Below are 22,003 nucleotides of genomic sequence, written 5' to 3'. Positions count from 1 at the left end.
CCCGACCGCGGGACGGGAGCACCGCGGTCACTCGAGCCGGCGGTGGCGGCCCCAGCGCATCACCGGGCGCTCGAGCAGGTACCAGCTCGCCGCCGCGGCCGCGAACGACGCCACCGTGGTGAACGCGAGCATCCCGAGCGCGCTGGCCTGGAGGGGCGGTTGGTCGGTGATCCGGAGGTAGACGTCCTGGAACGCCTCGTGCCAGAGGTAGATGCCGTAGGACACGAGGCCGACCCACACGATCGGCCGGTTGGCGAGCACGGCGCGCGCCGGACCCCGGTCCTGGGACGCGAACACCGCGGGCAGGATCACGAACAGCGCGACGAAGGCGTAGAGGGCCCGCAGCACGACCGACTGGCGCGGCGTGTAGATCGGGCCGAGCGGCATGTCGAGCTGCGTGCACAGGAACCAGTAGAGGACCGCGGCCACGACCCAGGACCCGATGGTGAGCGCCGCGGCCCGGGCCTTCGTCGGCAGCGTGATCTTCCGGTGCTGGAACCAGGCCGCCGCCACGGCGATGCCCATGCCCAGGGCGAACTCGTCCATCCGGAACGGGAGCCAGGTGTTGAGCATGCCGATCTGCTCGCCGTCGAGGTTCGAGGCCACCGCCGCCAGCTTGAGGGCCATCGCCCCGCCCCACAGCACGGCGACACCGGCGATCTCGAGCCGGAGCTGGCGTGCGGGGGTCCGGGGCCGCCTGGCGAGCAGCCAGGCCCAGAACGGGAGGAACACGTAGAAGCTGACCTCGGTGGCGAGCGTCCACGCCTGCTGCACCGGCCCGCCGACCACCTGGTTGATGTCGTAGATCTGCAGCAGCAGGTAGTGCGACACGATGCTGTGCGGCTCGTCGAAGCCCGGGGCCCGGAGGACGAAGCCGATCACCGTCAGCGCGAGCCAGTACGCCGGGAGGATGCGGAGGATCCGGCGCCGCGCGTAGTCCCGCACGTCGCGCATCTCGCGACCGGCCAGCCGGTCGGCCACGAACGGTCGGTACAGCAGGTAGCCCGACAGGACGAAGAAGATCGAGACGCCGACCTCGGCCCGGGCCAGGTACTGGCCGAGGCCCTGGTGGCGCCCGGTGAAGCCGCTGAGCAGGGCGACGTGGTTGACGAGGACGCCGAGCGCGGCGACCGCCCGGGCGCCGTCGAGCGCGCTGAGGTGCGGGACCAGCGACCGCCGCGACCCGCCCGCGGCCGAGGTGTGCCCGGTGCCCGACAGGGCCGTGGCGCTCACGGGCGCGCCCGTCGGGCGGCGCCGGCCGGCGCGCTGGGTCGGTCCATGCGGGCGAGCATAGGAGGGCGTTAGGGTCCCAGGGTCCGACCCCCGGCGGAGGATCCGTGCCGACGCAGTCCAACCGCATCCCTGACGCCGCCGTCGACGCGGCGCCCGATGGCGGCGGCGCCCCGCCCACCGGGGACGCACCGACCGTCGTGCGGCGCAGCGGCCGACGGGTCGGACGGCGCGACGGCGGCTGGACCGTCCCCGGCGAGGGCGGCTGGGCGGCGCAGCACTTCCGAGCCGTGCTCGCCGGCATCGTCGCCGTCGGCTTCGCGATCCGGCTGGCGTTCATCCTGATCCGCCAGTCGAAGGCCCCGCTCACGGGCGGCGACGCGTACTGGTACCACTTCCAGGCCAAGCTCGTCGCCGACGGCCAGGGCTTCCTCCACCCCTTCGAGTTCTTCAAGGAGGGCCGGTCGGTCCCCGGCGCCGACCACCCGCCGGGCATGACCGTGATCCTGGCCCTGGCCGACAAGCTCGGGATGGGCTCGGCCCAGTCGCAGCGGGTCCTGATGGCGGTGATGGGGATGGTGTCGGTCGCCGTCATCGCCTACGTCGGCCGGCGACTCGCCGGACCGGCGGTCGGGCTGGTCGCCGCCGGGCTGGCGGCCGTGTACCCGAACATCTGGATCAACGACGGCATGCTCATGGCCGAGACGCCGTTCGTGCTCGGCATCGTCGTGATGCTGCTGTGCGCCTACCGGCTGCTCGACCGCCCGACGTGGGGCGACGTCGCGGGGCTCTCCGCCGGTGTCACGCTCGCGGCGCTCACCAGACCCGAGGCGGTGCTGATCTTCCCGTTCTTCGTGCTGCCGCTGGTGCTGACGCGCCGCAGCGAGCCGATGGGACGCCGGTTCGGCATGCTCGCCGTCGCCGCGCTCGTGCCGATCGTCGCCTTCGGACCGTGGCTCGCGTACAACATGACCCGCTTCGACGAACCGGTGCTCATCAGCACCGGTGCCGGCCAGACGTTCGTCGTGGCCAACTGCGACCTCACCTACGGGGGGCGCAACCTCGGCTACTGGGACCGCAAGTGCCTGTTCCCGCCGCACACGCCCGAGATCGACGAGGACGACCTCTCGAAGCGGGACCAGACCTACCAGCGGCAGGCGATCGACTACATGGAGGAGCACATCGGCGAGCTCCCGAAGGTGGTCGCGGCCCGGATCGGGCGCATGTGGGGCGTGTTCCGGCCCGACGAGTCGATCGTGGACGACGCCTACATCGAGGGCCGGGCCGGCGGCGAGCCCGGCACCGGCTTCGGCCTGGTCCGCGAGGCGCTGTGGTCCTACTTCGTGCTGCTGGTGCTGGCCGTGCCCGGCGCGGTGGTGCTGGTCCGGCGCAGGGTGCCGATCTCGCCGCTGCTCGTCGCGCCCGTGCTGGCCACCGTCACCGCGGCGATCACGTTCGGGATCACCCGGTACCGCGCCGGGGCCGAGGTGTCGATCGTGCTGTTCGCGGCCGTGGCGCTCGTCGCCCTGGCCGGCGCGCTGTTCGGTCCGCGGCAGGAGCCCGTCGTCGACGGCGACCGCACCGCGGACCCGGCCGACGGCGGGACCGCCGGGCCCGCCACGGCCGGGGCGTCCCCTCGCGCTCAGGCCGGCGGGTCGTCGGGGGAGCCGGTCGCCGAGCCGTCGGGGGCCTGAGCCTCGGAGCCCCCGGGTCGCGGCGAGGGCGCGTCGGCGATGCCGGCCGCGGCGAGGCGGTCCTCGAGCCGCTGCACCGACTCCCGGAGCAGCGCCGCCTCCTCGGCGAGCACGCGGGAGCGCTCCTCGAGCCGGGACAGCTCCCACGAGTAGTGCACGGCGACGAGGAAAAGGAACGCCACCGCCGCGAAGAGGAACGTCGCCGGCGGGTACTCGATGCCGATCGCGTGCGAGACCCGGTCGAGCAGGTTCGGGAACGCGGCCAGGACGAGGAGCACCAGCCCGATCGCCAGCCACAGGAGCGAGAACTTGCTCTTCAACCGGTGCTGGCGGACCAGCCAGATGATGAACCCGACCGTGCAGAGCGTGACGATGATGACGAAGACGTGCGCGGTCGTGCTCACGCCGCGCTCCCGTCGGTCGACGTCCCGTCGACCGGCGCCCTCGACGGCCCGACCTGCGGATCGAGGTCGGGGTCGAGCGTCGGCCGGCGGCGGCTGGCCCGGGCGAACATCGTCACCAGCACGCGCACGTAGTGGTACACGAGCCGCAGCCGCAGCGTGGAGGCCTGGCCGCCGGCCCGCTGGTGCATCTCCACGGGGACCTCGACGATCCGGAACCCCTCGTAGGTGGCGGCGAGCAGCACCTCGACCGACTCCATGTACTCCGACGGGTAGGACCGGGCGAAGTACTCGAGGACCGGCCGGTTGAAGGCACGGAACCCCGAGCTCGTGTCGCTGAACGTGCGGCCCGACAGGACGCGCATGGCCACCTCGAGCACCCGCATGGCGCTGCGTCGGGTCGCGCCCACGTCGTAGGAGCCGTCGCCCCCGAAGCGGCTCCCGACGACGAAGTCCGCGTGGTCGAGCGCCGCCAGCAGCCGCGGGATCAGCGCCGGGTCGTGCTGGCCGTCGGCGTCGAGCTGGACGCCGCGGTCGTAGCCCTCGGCGACCGCGTACCGGAAGCCCGTGCGGAGGGCGCCGCCGATGCCGAGGTTGAACGGCAGCCGGAGCACCGCCACGCCGGCGCGGCGCGCCACCGCCCACGTGGCGTCCGTCGAGCCGTCGTCGATCACGACCACGTCGCAGTCCGGGACCTCCGCGGCCAGCCGCGCGAGCACGGCCGGGAGCGTGGCGGCCTCGTTGTAGGCGGGGATGATCACCAGGTCGCGGATGGCCGCCCTCCTGCGGGCACGCCGGACGCGGGCTCCGGCGGGGGTGGTGGTCGCGCGGGCCATCATCGCACGCCGGCCCGGCGACCACGGCGACGGTCCGGGGTGCCGAGGCGGCGTGCCGGCCCCCGCCGGCTGGGTCGGTGCCATGGGCCGGGAGGGTGCGCCGTCTAGCATCGACGGGCTGTGGACGTGCCGGAACCAGAGGGGACGGGTCCGGCCCCGCTCGCTCCCGAGGGCGCCGTGGACCGGCCGCCGTGGCGTGAGGTCGCCGCGGTCGCGGGCGTGGCGCTGCTGGTGCGCCTCGTCGTCGGCCTGCTCTCGGCCCGACAGCCCCAGGGCCTGCACGACCCGCTGCTGTACCAGGGCTTCGCCCGCCACCTCGCGGACGGCGACGGGTACCTCGGCCTGCTGGGGGAGCCGACCGCCTACTACCCGCCCGGCTACCCGCTGTTCCTCGGCGGCGTGCAGCGGGCGGCCGACGTGGTCGGCCTCGGCGAACACCTCCCGCAGGTGGCCGCGGTGTGCCAGGCCGCCCTCGGCGCCGTCGCCGCCGGGGCCACCGTCGTGGCCGGTCGCCACCTCTCCACGTCGCCCGAGCGGTCCCGGCGCATCGCCGCCGTCGCCGGCCTCGTCGTGGCGCTGTGGCCGGGGTTCGTCGTCTACAGCGGCCTGCTGCTGTCCGAGACGCTCTTCGTCGCGCTGTTCGCCGTCGCGGCCGCCTGCCTCCTGGAGCTGGGCGACCTGCGGCGCCCGAGGGCGGTCCCGGCGGTGGTCGGCGCGCTGTGCTTCGGCCTGGCCACGCTCGTCCGGCCCCAGGTCCTGGTCGCCCTGCCGTTCGTGGCGGTGGCGTGGCTGCTGGCACGCGCCGGCTGGCGGCGCTCTCTGGCCGGCGTGGGCGTCGCCGTCCTCGGCGCGGTCGTGTGCGTGGCGCCGTGGACGGTGCGCAACGTCGTCGTGATGGGCCACCTGGTGCCGATCTCGACCAACGGCGGCGACAACCTCTGCATCGGCTTCCACGACGACGCCACCGGTGGCTACGACTACGGACCCGAGTGCGAGACCGAGGGCAGCTACGTCGACGGGCCCGACGTCGAGGTGGCGCGCGAGGGCGTGAACCGGGACCGGGCCGTCGACTGGATCCTCGCCAACCCGCTTGCCCTGCCGCGCCTGTCGGCGAGCAAGCTCTGGAACACCTTCTCCAACGACCGCGACGGGTTGCGCGCGCTCGAGTCGTACGAGGACGACCGGTTCCTCCCCGACGGGGCGCGGACCGCGCTCGGGTGGACCTTCCAGGCCGTGTACCTGCTGGTGCTGGCCGCGGCCGTCGGCGGGCTCGTGGTCCTCGTCGGCGGGCTCCGCGGACGCGAGCCCGGGCCGCTCCTCCTGCTGGCCTTGACGGTCGCCGGGCTGGTCGTGCCGGTGATGTTCTTCGGGGACCCCCGCTTCAAGGTGGCGATGGTGCCCTGCCTCGCGCTGCTCGCCGCGTGCGGGCTGGACGCGCTCCTCGCGCGTCGACGCCCCGCGACCCCGGCTGCGGCGCCGGTCGGCGGGCCCCGCCGTGCGGTCGGCGCGGAGGCCGGCGATGGCTGACGTGCTGACCGCGGCGCCGCCCGCGGTGACCCGGCGGCGTCCCGCCCTGGACGGGATGCGAGCCCTGGCGGTCACCTTCGTGGTGATCTACCACCTCGACGACCAGCTCCTGCCGGGCGGGTTCGTCGGCGTCGACCTCTTCTTCGTCCTGTCGGGCTACCTGATCACGGCCCTGCTGGTGCGGGAGCGGGCGAGCGAGGGCGCCATCTCGCTGCGCGGGTTCTGGCGGCGACGGGTGCGGCGCCTGTGGCCGCTGGCGTGGGTGGTGCTGGCGCTCGTGGCCTTCGCCGGCGTCCTCGGCGTGTGGAACGCCGACCAGCAGCGCGCCCTGCCGGCCGAGACGGCCGCCGCGCTCGCCAACGTCGCCAACTGGTGGCAGGCGGCCCACGGCGGCTACGTCGAGCAGTTCGTCGCGCCCTCGCCGCTGCGGCACTTCTGGTCGCTCGCGGTCGAGGAGCAGTTCTACCTCGTGTGGCCGCTCGTGCTGGCGGGGCTGCTCGCCGCCGCGGTGCGGCGGGGGCCTCGGGTGGTGTGGGGCGCGCTGGCGGCGATGTCGGCCGCGTCGATCGTGCTGGCCTGGGTCGAGACGCCGGACCGGGCCTACCTCGGCACCGACACGCGGGCCGTCGCGCTGCTCGCCGGTGCGGCGCTGGCCTACGCGTTCCGGTCGCACCACCTCCGGGGGCCCACCTCGGACGGGGCCCGACGCGCGATCGGCGCGTGGGCGCTCGCGGGAGCGGCGGTCGTGGGCTACGTCCTCGTCGCGGCCACACCCGCCTCCGAGTGGCTGCACCACGGCGGCTTCGCCGTCATCGCGGTCGCCGGCACCGGGCTCGTGGCCTCGGTGCTGACCAACGCGCCGGTGCAGCGGGCCCTGCGGGCCGGCCCGCTCGTCTGGCTCGGCCGCCGCTCGTACGCCGTCTACCTGCTCCACTGGCCGCTGATCGTGGCGCTCGGGCCCGAGCGCAGCACCGCGGTGAAGGCGGCGGTCGTGATCCCCGTGTCGCTCCTCGGTGCCGAGCTGTTCCACCGGCGCCTCGAGCTGCCCGCGATCGCAGGGCGCTGGCGGCCGCGGGTGCTGTCGATCGCCGGCGTCGTCCTCGTGGTCGCCATGGCCGGCGCGCTGTTCGTCGCCCGGCCCGAGGGACCGACGCCGGTCGACCAGGTCGCGGAGACGCTCGAGGCGGTGCCCGACCCGACGACCACCACGACGGCGCCGTGCACGCCCTCGACGGTCGTCGCCCCGCAGTTCGGCGGGGCGATCGAGTTCGATCCCCGGACCGTGGTCACGGTCGCCGACCCGACCCACACGTGCGCCGACCAGGTGCGGGTCATGGTGGTCGGCGACTCGATGGGCCGCGGCGTGTCCAACGGCCTCGTCGCGCTCAACGACCCCCGGCTCGAGGTGTGGGACCGGACCGTGACGGGGTGCTCGTTCGGCCCCGAGGAGTGCCCGGACTGGCGGCAGATCTGGTCGGTCGACGTGATCGGCGTCGAACCCGACGTGGTCCTGCTCTACACGAACCTGCAGGAGGACCTGAAGGGCGTGGAGGACGCGCCGTACCTGTCGGCCGAGGGCCGCCAGCAGCGGATCGCCGCGCTGACCGAGGCCGTGCAGATCCTCGGCCGCGACGGGGCGAAGGTCATGCTGATCACCCCGGGCGTCCCGGTCCGACCGAACGGCCTCTACTACTGCGACAACCGGACGAAGGGGTCCAAGTGCGACCCGGCCTGGGTGCAGGAGTGGGGGAGCGACGTGCAGGAGGTCGCCGCCGCGACGGGGGCGGGCGTGATCGACGTCGGCGGCTGGCTCGCGGCGCGGCCCGCGACCGAGGCGACCGACCGGCCCGACGGGTTGCACCTGTCGGGCGACGCGCTGAGGGAGCACGCGGCGTGGCTCGTGCCGCAGCTCCTCGCTGCCGGCGGGGAGGCGAAGGCCGCTGCCGGCGAAGAGGCACGGGCCGCTGCCGGCGAGGAGGCACGGGCCGCTGCCGGCGGGGAGCCGAAGGCCGGCGGGGCGTCGACCGGGTCGACCGGACGGTCGACGACGACCACGACGGCCCCCTCGCGCTGAGGCGCCGTCACGGGGCGGGCTCGGCGGGGAGGTCCGCCGTGCCGGGCGGGCCGAGGAACACCGCGGTCGGGAGGCCGGAGCGGGCGAGCCGGATGACCTCCTGCTTGGTCGCCTCGTCGACGCGGGAGTCGCCGAGGATGTCCCAGTGGTTCGTCGCGAGCCGCGATGCGAGCTCGGGTCCGCCGAGCTCCGTGAGGTGCGCGACGAGGTCGTCGTGGCCGTCGTCGGCCGACCGCGCCTCGGCGTCGGTGCGGGGGTCGAAGTGCGCGACCTCCTCCACGTCGTCGCGCCGGCGCCACCGCTCGATCGCATCGCCGGTCACGAGCCACAGGACGCCGTCGACGTCATCGGCGGCCGCGACGCGGCTCGGCATCGCCTCGACCCGGAAGGCCGGGTCCACGCCGACGTCGTAGCCGTCCCGCTCGAGCCGGAGCAGGAGCCCGAAGCCGGCGGACCCGTAGAAGACCGGGTCGGTCCACCGCAGGAGGTACCGGTCGCCGGGGTCGAGCGCCCGCTCCACCTCCGGGGCGAGCGCGTCGACGGTCGCGGAGCGGTCGGGTTCGGGGACGGGCGGGTCGGCGACGCGCGCCGTCGTCCACGCGCACAGACCGACCACCGCGATCGCCGCGACCGCGCCGAGCGCGGTCCGGGGGACGAGCGCCCGGACCCGGTCCTCGACGAGCAGCCACGCCCCCCACGCCAGTGCGAGCAGGCACAGCGCGGTGAGCGCCAGCACCCAGGCGACGAGGTAGTCGTACACGGTGCCCGTGGTGCGGCTGATGCCGGCCACCGCGGCCACGACGCCGACGGCGAGTGTGAGCATCAGGCGCAGCAACGAGCCCCAGGGCGCGCGGTCGCGGCGCCGCCAGGCCAGCACGGCGAGGGCTGCGAGCGCGGCCGCGAGCCCGACGGTGCCCCACGGGACCCCGCGCTGGGTCAGCACCGGGTCGCCGGTGGCCCAGCTGCCGAACGGGTCGAGGTGCCGGGCGACGACCCGGATCGCCGTGGCCAGCCCGGCCGGCGGCAGGTCGCGATCGTTCCAGCCCTCCCAGAGCAGCGACAGGTTCCCCGGGTCGCCGAACAGCTGCTGCACGATGACCGGCGCCCAGGCCAGCAGGCCGACGCCGGCCGCCACCGCGACGGGGGCCGCGGCCGGTCGCCAGCCGCGGGTCCGGACGCCGTGCACGACCACCGCGCCGACCGCGAGCAGGCCCATCGCCGCGGTGACCGGGACGTAGCTGAAGTGCGTCTGGACGCAGACCGATCCGGCCAGGACCACACCGACCAGCGACCAGGGGTGGTCCGCCACCACGTCCCAGACGGCGAGCACGAGGAAGGCGAACGGCAGGATCCCCATCCAGGGGTTCCACGGCTGGCTCAGCACGACCGGGCCGAGGCCGCCCAGGAAGACGAGCAGCACGGCGGCGAGCAGGCCGGCGACGACGGCGCCGGCACGCCGGGCCACGAGCACGACCGACGCCGCGGCCCAGGCGGCGGCGACGCTCCCGACGGCGAGCGCGAGGCCGGTCGGCCCCCGGCCGAAGGCCGCGTACACGGGGTACAGGAGCCAGTAGGCGAGGGGACCGGGGTGGGCGGCGCTCCGGTCGCCGACGCGGATCCTGGCCACGGCGCCGAGATCGGGCGGATGGCCCCAGAACCCCCGCAACCGCAGCTCCGCCATCGCGAGCTCGCCGACCGGCTGCCAGCCCTTGGCGGCGAGGGCGGCGCCGGCCACGACGGCCGGGATGGCGACGGCGAGGGCCAACAGGACCGTCGGCACGCGGTCGCCGGCGCGCCACCACGGGTCTCCCGAGCGGACGGCGGCGTCGTCGGTCACGGGCGGCCACCCTAGGCGGGCGCCCCCGGCGCACCCCGGAGCCTCCCCATCCGGTCGCCGACGCCACGAGCGTCGGCTCGCCGACCCCTCGACGACGCCAGCACTCGCGACGGGCGCGGGGGATCGTTGCCCCGAACGCCGCGGCCGGGCGCGCGAGACTCACCCGCCGTGAGCGCCGCCGGAGCAGACGTCGTCGAGCCACCGGGCGCCACCGACCGCCCGGACCGCTCCGACCGTTGGAAGGACGTGGCCGCGCTCGGGATCGTCGCCGTCGCGCTGCTGCTCCCGGTCATCGGGCTCATGCACTACCAGGGACCCCCCATGGAGGAGGGGTTCATGCTGGCGTTCCCCGAGCAGATCCTCCAGGGTCGGATGCCCCACGACGACTTCCTGCACCTCTACGGGCCGGGGTCGCTCTGGGTGCTCGCCGGCGTCTACAAGCTGTTCGGCACGTCGCTCACCGTCGAGCGCCTGGTCGGGCTCCTCCAGCACGCCGCCGTCGCGTACGGGCTGTTCGCCGCCCTCCGCCCGTGGGGACGCCGGGTCTCGACGTCGGCGGCGGTCATCTCGGTCGTGGTCCTCATCGGCCCGCTCGGCCTGTCGGCGATGGCCTGGAACGGCGCCCTCGCCTTCGGGATCTGCTCGCTCGCGGTCGGGACGTCCGCGGCTCGACGCCAGGACGACCGCCGGGCCCGCCGGCTCCTCTTCATCGCGGGGCTGCTCGGCGGCCTGGCCCTGCTGTACCGCCCGGACCTCGTCCTGGCGGTCGCCCTCGGGCTCGGCGCGCTGTGGTGGGACCTCGAGCGGCCGCGCCGCGCCCCACTGGTCTGGGGTGCGGTGGCGGGCGTCGCGCTCTACATCCCGCACCTGATCGTCTCCGGCCCGGTCGAGTCGTTCCGCGGCATGTTCCTGGAGCCCGTCTTCGAGCTCCGCGGCGGCCGGTCGCTGCCGATCCCGCCGTCGTGGGGCGAGGTCGACGGGTTCCTCCAACGGGCCGGCGCGCTGCGCCAGACGGGGTGGCCGCTGCCGATGCCGGCCGTCTCCCAGCAGATCTTCCTCTGGTTCGCCCTCGTCCCGCTGTCGATCGCCCTCGTGGTGTTCGCGGCGTGGAAGCTGCGACGCCGGGAGCCGCGCTCGTCCCGGTCGCTGTGCTTCTGGCCGCTCGCGCTGTTCGCCGCCGCCCTCCTCCAGCAGGCGCTCCAGCGCCCCGACACCGCACACCTGTCGTGGGTCACCGGCATCACGTTCGCCCTGTGCGTGCCGGCGATCGCCTCGCTCCTCGAGGGCCGGCTGCCGTCGTGGTCGCCGGGCGGGCGCACCTGGGTCGGGATCGGCGCGGTCGCGGTCGTCCTGATCGCCGTCATCCCGTTCTACCCGCTGCGCACCTACGCCGACCTGGTGGGGCAGACGTTCGGCCGGAACCGATTCGGCTACCCGATCACGAACGAGGGCCGGACGTTCTACTTCGGCGACAGCGCAGGGGCCGAGTCGGCCCAGCGCGTGGTGGACCGACTCCAGGAGGAGGCCGAGCCGGGCGACACCCTGATCGTCGGGCCGAAGGACCTGTCGCGCACCAACTACAGCGACGCGTTCTTCTACTACCTGTTCCCGGACCTCGAGCCCGGCACGAGGTACATCGAGATGGACCCGGGGCTCGCCGATGCCGAGGGCTCCGGCCTGTCGGACGAGCTGCTCGACAACGACTGGCTCATCCTCAGCGACGCCTGGAGCGGCTGGGAGGAGCCCAACGACAGCTCGGGGCACGGCTCCGAGGCGCCCAACCGCGTCGTCGAGGACCACTACTGCACCGTCGAGGACGCCGGGACGTTCGAGCTGCTCCGCCGCTGCCGCTGAGCGGGTCGCCGGGCCGGGCCGGCCGCCGGACACGGACCCGGCGGTCGGGTGGACGTGGGGTGACCCGGCCATCGCCGGGCGTCGCCGGGGCTCCACGGACGCACCCGGGCCCGCCGGTAATGTTGCCGGGTGCCGAAGGTGCTGGTGATCCCCACGTACCAGGAGGCGGAGAACATCGCCGCGCTCCTGCGCGAGGTGCGGTCCGTCTGCCCCGAGCTCGACGTCGTCGTCGCCGACGACAACAGCCCCGACGGCACCGGCAAGATCGCCGAGGAGGTCGCCGAGGAGCTGGGTCGAATCCAGGTCCTGCACCGGCCCGGCAAGCAGGGGCTCGGGGCGGCGTACCGGCACGGGTTCCGACATGCGCTCGATCAGGGGTACGAGGTCGTGGTGCAGATGGACGCCGACTTCTCCCACGACCCCGCGGTCCTGCCCGTGCTCCTCGACGCGGTCGACGCCGGCGCCGACGTGGCGGTCGGGTCGCGCTACGTGCCCGGTGGCTCGGTCCCCAACTGGACGTGGATGCGCCGGATGCTCTCCCGCTGGGGCAACACGTACGCCCGGACCATGTTGCGCCTTCGCCTGCGTGACGCGACCACGGCGTTCCGCGCCTACCGCGCCGAGGTGCTCGAGGCGATCGACATCGACGGCACCACCGCCAACGGCTACCTCTTCCAGATCGAGACGGCGTTCCGGCTGTCGGTCGCCGGCGTGCGGGTCGTCGAGGTGCCGATCACCTTCGTCGACCGCGTCGCCGGCAGCTCGAAGATGGCGGTGGTGCGGACGATGGCCGAGACCGAGCTGCGGGTGACCTGGTGGGGGATCGCCCTGCGCGCGCCGCACCTGACCGACCGCGTCCGGGCCACCGGTCCGGGGCGCTTCGCCGAGTCCCGCATCCGGCCGACCGGATCGCCCCGGAACCTCTGAGGGCGCCGTGAAGGACGGTCGCGGTCGCATCGCGCCCCCGGAGGGGGCCAGGTTCCACTGGGAGGACCTCCCCGAGGCGCCCGTCGACGCCGACCCGGACGACACCCCGGCGACCACCGTCGAGGTCGGTGCCGGCGACGTCGTCGACCGCGACGATGACGGCGAAGCCGGTGCCGGCGGCGGCGACCTCGACGACGGCGACGGCGACGACGGTGGCGGGCGGCGCACCGGCGGGGCGGCGACGACCGTGCTCGAGCGCGAGCCGCGGGCGGTCCGCCGCGTCGAGCGGCGACGCAGCACCGCCACGACCGTGGAGCCGCTCGGCCACCGCCCCGCGCTCGACGGGCTCCGGGCGGTCGCGGTCGCGGCCGTGCTCGTGTACCACGCCCGCTTCGAGTGGATCCCCGGCGGGTTCCTCGGCGTGTCGGCGTTCTTCACGCTGTCCGGGTTCCTGATCACCTCGCTGCTGCTCCGCGAGCACGCCGGCTCGGGCGGCGTGGACCTGCGCCGCTTCTGGCGCCGGCGGTTCCGGCGACTGCTGCCGGCGTCGTGGACGACGATCGCGCTCGTCCTGGCCATGGGCGCGATCGGCCTCTGGACGACCGACCAGCTGCGCGACCTGCGCTCCGACGTGCCGTTCTCCCTCGCCGAGATCGTCAACTGGCACTTCATCGCCGCCGACCGGTCCTACGGGGCGCAGTTCGTCGCCCCGTCGCCCCTCGAGCACTTCTGGAGCCTGTCGGTCGAGCAGCAGTTCTACGTGCTGCTGCCGCTCCTGCTCCTCGGCGGGCTGGCCCTCGGCCGCCGCCGCGCCGAGCGGTCCCTGGCCCCGCTCGTCGGCGTGCTCGCCGTGGTCGGCCTCGCATCGGCCGTCGCCAACGGCGTGTTCGCGCGCAGCTCGATCGACCGCGCCTACTTCGGCACCGACACGCGGATGGTCGAGATGGTCGTGGGCGCGCTGCTCGCCTGCGCCATGCTGCACGGCATCCGGCTCCGGCCCGGCCCGCTGCGGCGGATCTGGCCCGCGCTGTCGGTCGTCGCCGTCGTCGTCACGCTGTGGCTCTGGCACGTCGCCACGGTCGAGTCGACGTGGATGTACCCGTGGGGCTTCCTCCTGACGGCGGCGGCCACCGCCACGATCATCGTCGGCGCCCTGCAGCCGGGCGTGCTCGGCTCGGTGATGTCGTGGCGTCCGCTCGTGTGGATCGGCGGCATCAGCTACGGCATCTACCTGCTGCACTGGCCGGTCTTCCTCTGGCTCACGCCGGCCCGCACCGGCTGGGCGCCGTGGCCGCTGTTCGCGCTGCGGGTCGCCGTCACGATCACCGCGGCGTTCGTCATGCACCGGGTGGTCGAGCAGCCGATCCGGCTCGGCGACGTGCTGCCGTCGCCGAGGGGCGCGGCGCTGGCCGGCGTGGCGCTGATCGCCCTGATCGGCGGCGATGCCGTCGTCACGAACGACCTGCCGGCCCCCAGCGCGCTCGAGCAGGCCTCCGCGTCGCAGCCGACCGCCCCGCCGGCGCCGCCGCTGGTCAAGGTCCTCGTGGTGGGCGACGAGCTCGCCGGCACGCTCCAGCCGGTCGCGGGCGAGGAGGTCGACGGGCTCGAGGTGAGCGTCGCCGCCGCGCCGTCGTGCGGCCTGACCGTGGGCGGGTACGTGCAGGTCGCCGACGGTCGGATCGAGCGCGACCCCGACCGCTGCGGCGCGGTGCGCGACACGTGGACGGCGGCCGTCGAGCAGCAGCGGCCCGACATCGTCCTCGTCTGGGGTGGCGTCCGCGACCTGGCGAACCGTCGCCTCGGCGTGGAGGACCAGTCCTGGCTGCCGTCGAACGACCCGGCGATCGCCGACTTCCAACGTGCCGACGTCGGCGCGCTGCTCGACGGCCTCTCGTCGACCGGCTCGCGGGTCGTGGTGCTCACGGTGCCCCGTCTCGAGAGCCAGGTGCTGCCGGGTCCGACGCCGCCGGTCGTGGTGTCGAGCGATCCGCAGCGGGCGGCGCTGTCGACCTACCGGGACGAGGTCGCGGCGAGCGGCGCACCGGCGCCGTCGCACACCGAGAACGACCCGGCCCGCATCGACGCGTGGAACCAGCTCCTGACGGCGGTGGCGGCCGACCGCGGCGCCGACGTGCTCGACCTGGCCGGCGAGCTGCGCACCCGGACCGGGGGAGAGCTGGCCCCGCAGCTGCGGGACGTCGGTCTCGGCCTCACCGCGGAGGGCCGCTCCCTGGTGCTCGAGTGGCTCGAGCCGCAGCTGCGCGAGATCACGGAGCGGACCGCGCCGGCGTCGACGCCGTCCGTCGCCTCGGAGGCGCCGCTCCCGCCCGCCCCGCCACCGGCGCCACGCCGCACCGCGGCTCCGGGCCGACGCGCGACCGTGATGGTCGCCGGCGACTCCGTCGCCTACAACTACTCCACCGCGCTCGCCGGCTGGGCCCAGGGCCGCTCGGACGTGCGCACCTCGAACGTGGCCCAGCTGGGTTGTCCGATCGCCCGGGGCGGCGACTTCCGGTTCCTGCGCAACTTCAACGAGTTCCCCGGCCGCTGCGACTGGTCGGCGACGTTCCCGGGGTGGCTCGCGGAGCGCGACCCGAACGTCGTCGTGCTGACGTCGGGGATCTGGGAGGTCGTGGACCGGAAGCTGCCCGGCGACAGCCGCTGGCGCCACATCGGCCAGCCCGAGATCGACGACTACCTGCTCCGGGAGCTGCTGTCGGCGATCGACGTGCTCGGCTCCAAGGGCGCGACGGTCGCGCTCGTGACCTACCCGCACTTCGACGCCGGCCAGGACCAGGGCTTCACCGGGCTGCCCGAGTCCGAGCCGGCGCGCGTCGACCGCCTGAACGAGATCATCCGCCACGCCGCCTCGCTGCGGCCGGGTGTCACCGCGGTCATCGACCTGCAGACGTGGCTGGCGTCCCAACCGGGCGGCGAGGTCGATCCGGCGAAGCGCCAGGACGGCCTGCACTTCCTCGACAGCTACCTGCCGACGATCGGCGAGTGGATGGGCCCGCAGGTGCTCGAGCTGGCCCGCAACGGCCCGCCGCCGGCGCCCGCCGGGGGCTGACCGGGCGGAAGCGCCCTCGTCAGTGGGCGCGGGGCGCGGCGTTCGGGACGATCGGGGCGTCGCGGCCGGTGCCCTGGGTGGACCCCGACGTGCCGGTGCCCTCCTCGTGGTACTCCTCCTCGACGTTCACCGACCAGATGTCGTGCGGGCCGCGGCCGAGGATGTTCTCGACGGTCAGCATGGCCGTGAGCATCGAGTGGTCCTGGTTGTTGTACTTGTGCATACCGTTGCGCCCCACGGGGTGCACGTTCGGCACGTTGGCCTCCAACCACGTCCGGAGCACGGCGACGTTCGCCTTGTAGTCCTCGTCGTACACCGGGTACGCCTTCGGCATCCGCACGACGTAGCCGGTCTCGACCTTGGACGGGTCGACCAGCCCCAGCACCGACAGCTCGTGGGTGCCGAGCGCGATGAGCTCGTCGTCGGGCTTGGACCACAGGCCCTCGCCCTCGAACACGAAGTACTCGAGGCCCAGGCAGGTGCGCCCGTCCTTGACCATGTACGGCGACCACTGGCCGAAGTTCTGGATGCGCCCGACCTGCACCTCGGGGGCGTGGATGTAGATCCAGTTGTCGGGGAAGCCGTACTCGACCGGCACGACCAGGGCGATCGTCAGGAAGTCCCGGAAGCGGAGCTGGTCGGCGGCGGCGATCACCTCGGCCGGCGGCGGCGGGTCCATGGCCTTCAGCAGGTGCGAGAAGGGCATCGTCGAGATGACCTCGTCGGCGACGTGCTCGACGGTCTCGCCCGACGCCGTGCGGGCGACCACCGAGGTGGCCCGCTTGGCCTCGGGGTCACGCCTGATGGTGGTCACCGTCGTGCCCATGTGCAGCTCGGCGCCGCGCTCGGTCACGATCTCGGTGCAGCGCTCCCACATCATCCCGGGCCCGTACTTCGGGTACTGGAACTCCTCGATCAGGCTCGTGACCTGCTTCGACTTGTCGGCCCGGTTGCCGAAGAGGCGGGTCCGGACCGGCTCCCAGACGGCGCTCCACAGCGACATGCCCTTGATCCGCTGCGCCCCGAAGTCGCTCGACAGGTACTTCGGGTCGACGTTCCAGAGCTTGATGTTGTACGTCCGGAAGAAGTGCTCGTAGAGGCGGCGGCCGTAGTCGGCCACGACGTAGCCCTCGAGCGTCGACTGGTCCTTCGGCGGGCGCGCCTTCGCCCACAGGTACGACAGCGTGCAGCGCACCGCCTCGATGAAGCCCAGGTTGCGCAGGGCGTTCAGCGGCTTGATCGGGTAGTCGTAGTACTTGCCCTGGTAGTAGATGCGGCTCAGGCGGGGCCGCTTCAGGAACTCGTCGTCCTCGAGGATCTCGTGCCAGACGGCCTCGACCGAGGCGACCTTGGTGAAGAAGCGGTGGCCGCCGATGTCGAAGCGCCAGCCGTCGCGCTCGGCGGTGCGGCTGATCCCGCCGACGATGTCGTCGGACTCGAGGATCGTGGCGGCGACGTCGTCCTTCGAGAGCTGGTACGCGGCGGTCAGGCCTGCGGGGCCGGCGCCGATCACGACGACCTCGGGGGCGTCGTCCTTCGTGGGTGCGTCAGTCATGAGATCACGGGGAGGGGGAGCGTGGAGGTGGTGTCCATGGGGCGGAGAGGAGGGGCCGCAGGGGGCCCGGCACGGCCCAGAACCGTAGTCGCGAGGCCCCCTCGGACCCGAACATGGGCGCGGCCCGGCCAACGGCGGGACCTCCGGGGCGGGCGCGCCGCAGCCTGCGGTGGCGGGATCCGTCAGGGAACGGTCCTTGACCCGGACGGCGCCGGATCGGAGGGTGGGACCGTGCTGGAGCTGCGACCCTCGTGCGAGCGCTGCGGCCGGGCGCTGCCGCCCGGGGCCCTCGACGCCCGCATCTGCACCTTCGAGTGCACGTTCTGCGCAGCGTGCGCCGAGGCCGTGCTCGGCGGCGTCTGCCCCAACTGCGGCGGCGAGCTCGTGGCCCGACCCGTGCGGCCCGCCGCGCTGCTCGACGGCGCCCCCGCCTCCGTCGACGAGGTCCGCTCCGACGTCGACGACGAGGCCCACCGCCGGGCCCTCTCGAACCGCCCCGGCGACGAGGACCACCCCGGCACGGTCCTGCTGCGGTACGCCACCGCGTGGCGGGACGGCGACCTCGCGACCCTCGTCGACTGCTACGCCGAGGACTTCACGCTGCACTACGCGGGGCGGAACCCGTTCGCCGGCACCCACGTCGGCAGGGCGGCCGCGCTCGACGTCATGGCGCAGGTGTCCGCCGTCGCGCCGCGCGAGCTGCTCGGCGTCGACGAGATCATGGTCTCCGACGGCGGCGGCGCCCTCGTGGTGCGAGAGCGGCTCCGCCGCGATGGTCGCAGCGCCGAGCTGCTCCGCGTGCTCCGGTACCGGGTCGAGGCCGGGCGGCTGGCCGAGTGCTGGCTCCACGAGGCCGACCAGGAACTCGTCGACGAGCTCTGGGCCTGACCGGGCTGGCTCTGCCTCTGCCGGCGGGCTGTTGTTGCCTCTGCCGGCGGGCTGTTGTTGCCTCTGCCGGCGGGCTGGCTCTGCCTCCGCCGGCGGGGTGGGGTTGTCCCCCGGTCGACGACACCGGCGCACGTCATGGTCCGGTCCCGCCGCGCTCCGTACGGTGGGATCCGTGCTCAGCACCGTCTTCCGCCCGTGGCGCACCACGCAGACGTGGTGGTCCCTCTGCCACCTGTGCCTAGACCTGGTCATCGCGACGATCGGGTTCACGTTCGTGGTGACCATGGCGTCGACGGCGGGCAGCCTCATCGTGCTCTTCCCGGCCGCGATCGTCGTGGCCTGGCTCGGCATGCTCGGCACCCACGCGTACGCGGTCGCGGAGCGCAGCCGGTTCGCCGCCCTCCTCGGCACGACGCTGCACGACCCCAACCCGAAGGCCCAGGGCCGCAACTGGTGGTACCGCTTCATCTGGAGGTTCCGCACGGCGAGCCGCTGGAAGGAGCTGGGGTACGCGCTCCTGCACCTGCCTCTCGCCGTGCTCACGACGACCACCGCCACCACGCTGTGGGCCGGCGGCGTCGTGCTGCTCCTGCTGCCGTTGATCGTGGGCCAGTTCGCCTCGGGCGCGGCCGAGTTCGGCCTCTTCGAGATCGGATCGGGCCCGGGGGTCGGGCTGCTCTCCGTGCTCGGCCTCGTCGTCGTCGGCATCGTCGCCCCCTGGGCCACCACGTGGCTGGCGGAGCTCGACCGGGCGGTGGGCCGGCTCCTGCTCGGGCGCTCGGAGCGGGTCGAGTTCGAGGAGCGCGTCAGCGAGCTCCAGACGAGCCGGGCCGCCGCGGTCGACAGCGCGGAGGCGGAGCGCCGGCGCATCGAGCGCGACCTGCACGACGGCGCGCAGCAGCGGCTGATCGCCGTGGCGATGGACCTCGGCGTCGCCCGCCAGGCGATGGAGACCGACCCCGACCGCGCCCGCGAGCTCGTGTCGGAGGCGCACGACGAGGTGAAGGCGGCGCTGAAGGAGCTGCGGGACCTCGTGCGTGGCATCCACCCGGTGATCCTCGAGGACCGCGGGCTCGACGCCGCCCTGTCGGCCGTCGTCGCCCGCGCCGGGGTACCCGTCGAGCTGCGGGTCGACGTGGCGCCGAGGCCGTCGCCGTCGGTCGAGAGCGCGGCGTACTTCATCGTGTCCGAGGCGCTGACCAACGTCGCCCGCCACTCGCAGGCCACCCGGGCCACCGTCGAGATCGTGCGCCGTCGCGACCGGCTCACCATCGTGGTGTCCGACGACGGCGTCGGCGGTGCGTCGAGCGCCTCCGGCGGGACGGGGCTCCGCGGCCTCGAGGAGCGGGTCGCGGCGCTCGACGGGTGGATGCAGGTGGTCAGCCCGGTGGGCGGACCCACGACGGTGCTGGTGGAGGTCCCGTGCGGATCGTGATCGCGGAGGACAGCGTGCTGCTGCGGGCCGGGCTGACCCGGCTGCTCACCGACGGCGGCCACGAGGTGGTCGGTGCCGTCGGCGACGCCGTCGCGCTGGTCGACTCGGTCGAGCGGCTGCTGCCCGACCTGGCGGTGGTCGACGTCCGGATGCCCCCGACCCACACCGACGACGGGCTGCGGGCCGCGCTCGAGGTGCGGTCGCGCTGGCCGCAGGTGGCCATCCTCGTGCTCTCCCAGTACGTCGAGGAGCGCTACGCGTCCGACCTGCTCGCCGACTCGTCGGGCGGCAGCACCGCCAGCGGCGTCGGGTACCTGCTCAAGGACCGGATCGCCGACGTCGGCGACTTCATGGACGCGGTGGCCCGGGTGGGCGAGGGCGGGGCGGTGTTCGACCCCGAGGTCGTGGCCCAGCTGCTCGCCCGCTCCAACCGCCGGGACCCGCTGGCGGCCCTGTCCCCCCGTGAGCGCGAGGTCCTGGGCCTGATGGCCGAGGGCCGCACGAACGCGGCGATCGCCGACGCCCTCGTCGTGAGCGACGGCGCCGTGGAGAAGCACGTGAGCAACATCTTCAGCAAGCTCGACCTGCCCCCGACCCCCGGCGACCACCGTCGGGTGCTCGCCGTCCTGCGCTGGATCGAGTCATGACCGAGCAGTGGCCCGTCCCGCCCGCACCGCCGCTCCCCGGCGGCCCGCAGAGCGTTCCGCCAACCGACCCTCACGCGGCGCCGCCACCTCCGGCGATGGCCCCTCCGACCACCACGGGGACCGCTGTCCTGACGCCCCCGCCGTACCGCGGCGCCCCGCCCCCTCCGCCGCCGGGCCCGCCCCGGTCCGGCGTGCGCCGGCTCTGGCGGGTGGTCGGCGCCGGGTTCGCGGTCTGCGCCCTCGCCGTCTCGGCCCTCCAGGTGCTCGGCCTGCTCTCGCTCGACTCGAGCATCGTCCGGCGGTCGGTCCCCGGCGACGGGGTCACCACGCTCGTCGTGCAGGCCGACCAGGGCAGCGTCGAGATCGTCGGCGGCGGCAGCGAGCGCGTATCGGTCGAGGCCCGCGTCCGGCGCAGCCTGGTGGACGCCGACGTCGAGGTGCGCCGCGACGGCGGCCGCGTGGTCGTCGAGGGGACGTGCCCCGGGTTCTCGCCGGGCGTCTGCGCCGTCGACCTGGTGGTCCGGGCGCCGTCGTCCCTCGCCGTCGAGGTCGAGGGTCGCGACGGCGACGTCGCGGTCCGCGACGTCCGGTCGTCGGTGGCGATCTCGACCGTCGACGGCGACGTGGTCGCCACCGGTATCGGAGGCTCGCTGGCGGTCGACGTCACCGACGGCGACGTGCTCGCCTCCGGTCTGGCGGACCGGGCCGAGGTGTCGACGCGCAACGGTGCCGTCGGCCTGTCGTTCGCGACCGCACCCGCGGCGGTGTCGGTCGACACCGGCGACGGCGAGGTCGATGTCGTGGTCCCCGACGGCCCCGAGACCTACCGGGTGGACGCGACGAGCGGGGACGGGACCGTCGACACCCGGGTGCGGACCGACCCCGCCTCGGGTCGCACGATCGTGCTGCGCAGCGGCGACGGCTCCCTGACCGTCCGCTACCCGGCCTGAGCCGGCCCCGACGACGACCGGCGTGGCGCGCCCCGTCGGACCCGGCGCGCCCCATCGGCCCGACGACCGGCGTGGCGCGGGAGCGGGAACGCCGCGGCCGTGCACCCCACCCGAGGGGTGGGGATAGCCCCCACCGGAGGACACCCGGTCGCTCCATTCCGCCCCGCCAGCCTCGTCCGTAGGTTCGATCGCAGGGCGCACGAGGCGCCCCGCACACCCTCGGAGGCCGCCGTGCACACCGCCCACGTCCAGGACGCCCACCCCACCGCCACCGCCGCTCCACCGGCGCCCGGCGCGGCGGGACACCCCCACCCGGCCCCGGCCGCCGTCCGCGTCGAGCACGCGACGAAGGTCTACGGCGATGCCCGGGGCGGCGCCGCCGACACCGCGGTCACCGCCCTCGACGACGTCTCGATCACGTTCCCCTCCGCCCGGTTCACGGCGATCATGGGCCCGTCGGGCTCGGGCAAGTCGACGCTGCTGCACTGCGCGGCCGGGCTCGACGCCCTCACCTCCGGCCGGATCCTCATCGGCGACGTCGACCTGGGCACGCTGTCCGACAAGGACCTCACGGTGCTCCGCCGGTCGCAGGTCGGCTTCGTGTTCCAGGCCTTCAACCTGGTGCCGACGCTCACCGCCGAGGAGAACGTCCTCCTGCCGTTCACCCTGGCCGGCCGCTCGATCGGCGCCCGCTCCCCGGAGCGCGAGTGGATCGACTTCGTCATCGACACCGTCGGGCTGCGCGAGCGGCTCTCGCACCGCCCGACCGAGCTCTCGGGTGGCCAGCAGCAGCGGGTGGCGGTCGCCCGTGCGCTGGTCACCCGACCCACCGTGGTCTTCGCCGACGAGCCCACCGGCAACCTCGACTCGCGCTCCGGCGCCGAGGTGCTCGGCCTGCTCCGGCGGGCGACCGACGCCGCCGGCCAGACCGTCGTGATGGTCACCCACGACCCCCTCGCCGCGGCCCACGCGGACGAGGCCGTGCTGCTCGCCGACGGCCACATCGTCGACCGCATCCAGGCCCCGACCGCCGCCGTCGTCCTCGACCGCCTCAAGTCGCTCGGCGACTGAGCCGGCC

The 22,003-nt window shown here is 74.5% G+C and carries 16 protein-coding genes and 1 pseudogene; 12 read left to right on the top strand and 5 right to left on the bottom strand.

Going from position 1 to position 22,003, the window contains the following annotated elements:
- Positions 1 to 27 precede the first annotated feature (27 nt).
- Complete coding sequence (locus tag LH044_RS02785) at positions 28 to 1,233, bottom strand: acyltransferase family protein (protein ID WP_227758275.1); 1,206 nt, start codon at positions 1,231 to 1,233, stop codon at positions 28 to 30.
- A gap of 104 nt (positions 1,234 to 1,337) precedes the next feature.
- Here LH044_RS02785 and LH044_RS02780 point away from each other — a divergent pair, with 104 nt between their 5' ends.
- A complete protein-coding gene (locus tag LH044_RS02780) occupies positions 1,338 to 2,924 on the top strand; it encodes an ArnT family glycosyltransferase (protein WP_227758274.1) in 1,587 nt (528 codons plus the stop codon).
- Here the strand turns inward: LH044_RS02780 and LH044_RS02775 are convergent.
- Together LH044_RS02775 and LH044_RS02770 are read right to left on the bottom strand one after the other, a co-directional pair.
- Positions 2,873 to 3,328, bottom strand: coding sequence for a DUF2304 domain-containing protein (locus LH044_RS02775; protein WP_227758273.1), 456 nt, complete (start codon positions 3,326 to 3,328; stop codon positions 2,873 to 2,875). The two genes, LH044_RS02780 and LH044_RS02775, sit on opposite strands and share 52 nt — an antisense overlap.
- On the bottom strand, positions 3,325 to 4,245 hold the full coding sequence (locus LH044_RS02770; RefSeq protein ID WP_227758272.1) for a glycosyltransferase family 2 protein: 921 nt from the start codon (positions 4,243 to 4,245) through the stop codon (positions 3,325 to 3,327). The genes LH044_RS02775 and LH044_RS02770 overlap by 4 nt, the downstream gene beginning before the upstream one ends.
- A gap of 42 nt (positions 4,246 to 4,287) precedes the next feature.
- On the opposite strand from LH044_RS02770, the gene LH044_RS02765 reads away from it, so the two are divergent.
- Complete coding sequence (locus tag LH044_RS02765; RefSeq protein ID WP_227758271.1) at positions 4,288 to 5,688, top strand: glycosyltransferase family protein; 1,401 nt, start codon at positions 4,288 to 4,290, stop codon at positions 5,686 to 5,688.
- Complete coding sequence (locus LH044_RS02760; RefSeq protein WP_227758270.1) at positions 5,681 to 7,762, top strand: SGNH/GDSL hydrolase family protein; 2,082 nt, start codon at positions 5,681 to 5,683, stop codon at positions 7,760 to 7,762. The genes LH044_RS02765 and LH044_RS02760 overlap by 8 nt, the downstream gene beginning before the upstream one ends.
- 7 nt (positions 7,763 to 7,769) lie before the next feature.
- Here the strand turns inward: LH044_RS02760 and LH044_RS02755 are convergent, their stop codons facing one another.
- Positions 7,770 to 9,599, bottom strand: coding sequence for a hypothetical protein (locus LH044_RS02755; RefSeq protein ID WP_227758269.1), 1,830 nt, complete (start codon positions 9,597 to 9,599; stop codon positions 7,770 to 7,772).
- A 168-nt stretch (positions 9,600 to 9,767) separates the two neighbouring features.
- Between LH044_RS02755 and LH044_RS02750 the strand changes: the two genes are divergently transcribed.
- The 3 genes from LH044_RS02750 to LH044_RS02740 all read left to right on the top strand — a co-directional run bounded on the left by LH044_RS02750 (position 9,768) and on the right by LH044_RS02740 (position 15,450).
- Positions 9,768 to 11,453 carry a glycosyltransferase family 39 protein gene (locus tag LH044_RS02750; RefSeq protein ID WP_227758268.1) on the top strand — a complete coding sequence of 562 codons (1,686 nt, stop codon included), beginning with the start codon at positions 9,768 to 9,770 and terminating at the stop codon, positions 11,451 to 11,453.
- Between the two features lie 129 nt (positions 11,454 to 11,582).
- On the top strand, positions 11,583 to 12,380 hold the full coding sequence (locus tag LH044_RS02745; RefSeq protein WP_227758267.1) for a polyprenol monophosphomannose synthase: 798 nt from the start codon (positions 11,583 to 11,585) through the stop codon (positions 12,378 to 12,380).
- 7 nt (positions 12,381 to 12,387) lie between these two features.
- The gene (locus LH044_RS02740) at positions 12,388 to 15,450 is read left to right on the top strand and encodes an acyltransferase family protein (RefSeq protein WP_227758266.1); all 3,063 of its coding nucleotides are present in this window, start codon (positions 12,388 to 12,390) and stop codon (positions 15,448 to 15,450) included.
- A gap of 19 nt (positions 15,451 to 15,469) precedes the next feature.
- Here LH044_RS02740 and LH044_RS02735 read toward each other — a convergent pair whose 3' ends face one another.
- Positions 15,470 to 17,005 (bottom strand): NAD(P)/FAD-dependent oxidoreductase, encoded by a 1,536-nt coding sequence (locus LH044_RS02735; protein WP_227758265.1) that lies wholly within the window; start codon positions 17,003 to 17,005, stop codon positions 15,470 to 15,472.
- Between the two features lie 231 nt (positions 17,006 to 17,236).
- Here LH044_RS02735 and LH044_RS21980 point away from each other — a divergent pair.
- The 6 genes and pseudogenes from LH044_RS21980 to LH044_RS02710 form a co-directional block, all read left to right on the top strand.
- Positions 17,237 to 17,452 (top strand): annotated as a pseudogene (locus tag LH044_RS21980) (DUF1272 domain-containing protein); the annotation flags it as partial.
- Between the two features lie 78 nt (positions 17,453 to 17,530).
- The gene (locus tag LH044_RS21975) at positions 17,531 to 17,893 is read left to right on the top strand and encodes a nuclear transport factor 2 family protein (RefSeq protein WP_374210585.1); all 363 of its coding nucleotides are present in this window, start codon (positions 17,531 to 17,533) and stop codon (positions 17,891 to 17,893) included.
- A gap of 172 nt (positions 17,894 to 18,065) precedes the next feature.
- Entirely contained in the window at positions 18,066 to 19,328 is a 1,263-nt protein-coding gene (locus LH044_RS02725; RefSeq protein WP_227758263.1) for a sensor histidine kinase, read from the top strand.
- Positions 19,316 to 19,975: a LuxR C-terminal-related transcriptional regulator gene (locus tag LH044_RS02720; RefSeq protein WP_374210523.1), complete on the top strand. Its 660-nt coding sequence runs from the start codon at positions 19,316 to 19,318 to the stop codon at positions 19,973 to 19,975. Before LH044_RS02725 ends, LH044_RS02720 begins: the two co-directional genes overlap by 13 nt.
- A 191-nt stretch (positions 19,976 to 20,166) precedes the next feature.
- Positions 20,167 to 20,925, top strand: a complete 759-nt coding sequence (locus LH044_RS02715; RefSeq protein WP_227760057.1) for a DUF4097 family beta strand repeat-containing protein — start codon at positions 20,167 to 20,169, stop codon at positions 20,923 to 20,925.
- A gap of 231 nt (positions 20,926 to 21,156) precedes the next feature.
- Positions 21,157 to 21,996: an ABC transporter ATP-binding protein gene (locus LH044_RS02710; RefSeq protein ID WP_227758261.1), complete on the top strand. Its 840-nt coding sequence runs from the start codon at positions 21,157 to 21,159 to the stop codon at positions 21,994 to 21,996.
- Positions 21,997 to 22,003 lie beyond the last annotated feature (7 nt).

It is taken from the genome of Dermatobacter hominis (assembly GCF_020715685.1).
GTDB classification, from domain to species: Bacteria; Actinomycetota; Acidimicrobiia; order Acidimicrobiales; family Microtrichaceae; genus Dermatobacter; species Dermatobacter hominis.
Note: the sequence above shows the minus strand (reverse complement) of the source record. Positions and strands in the feature narration are given on the sequence as shown.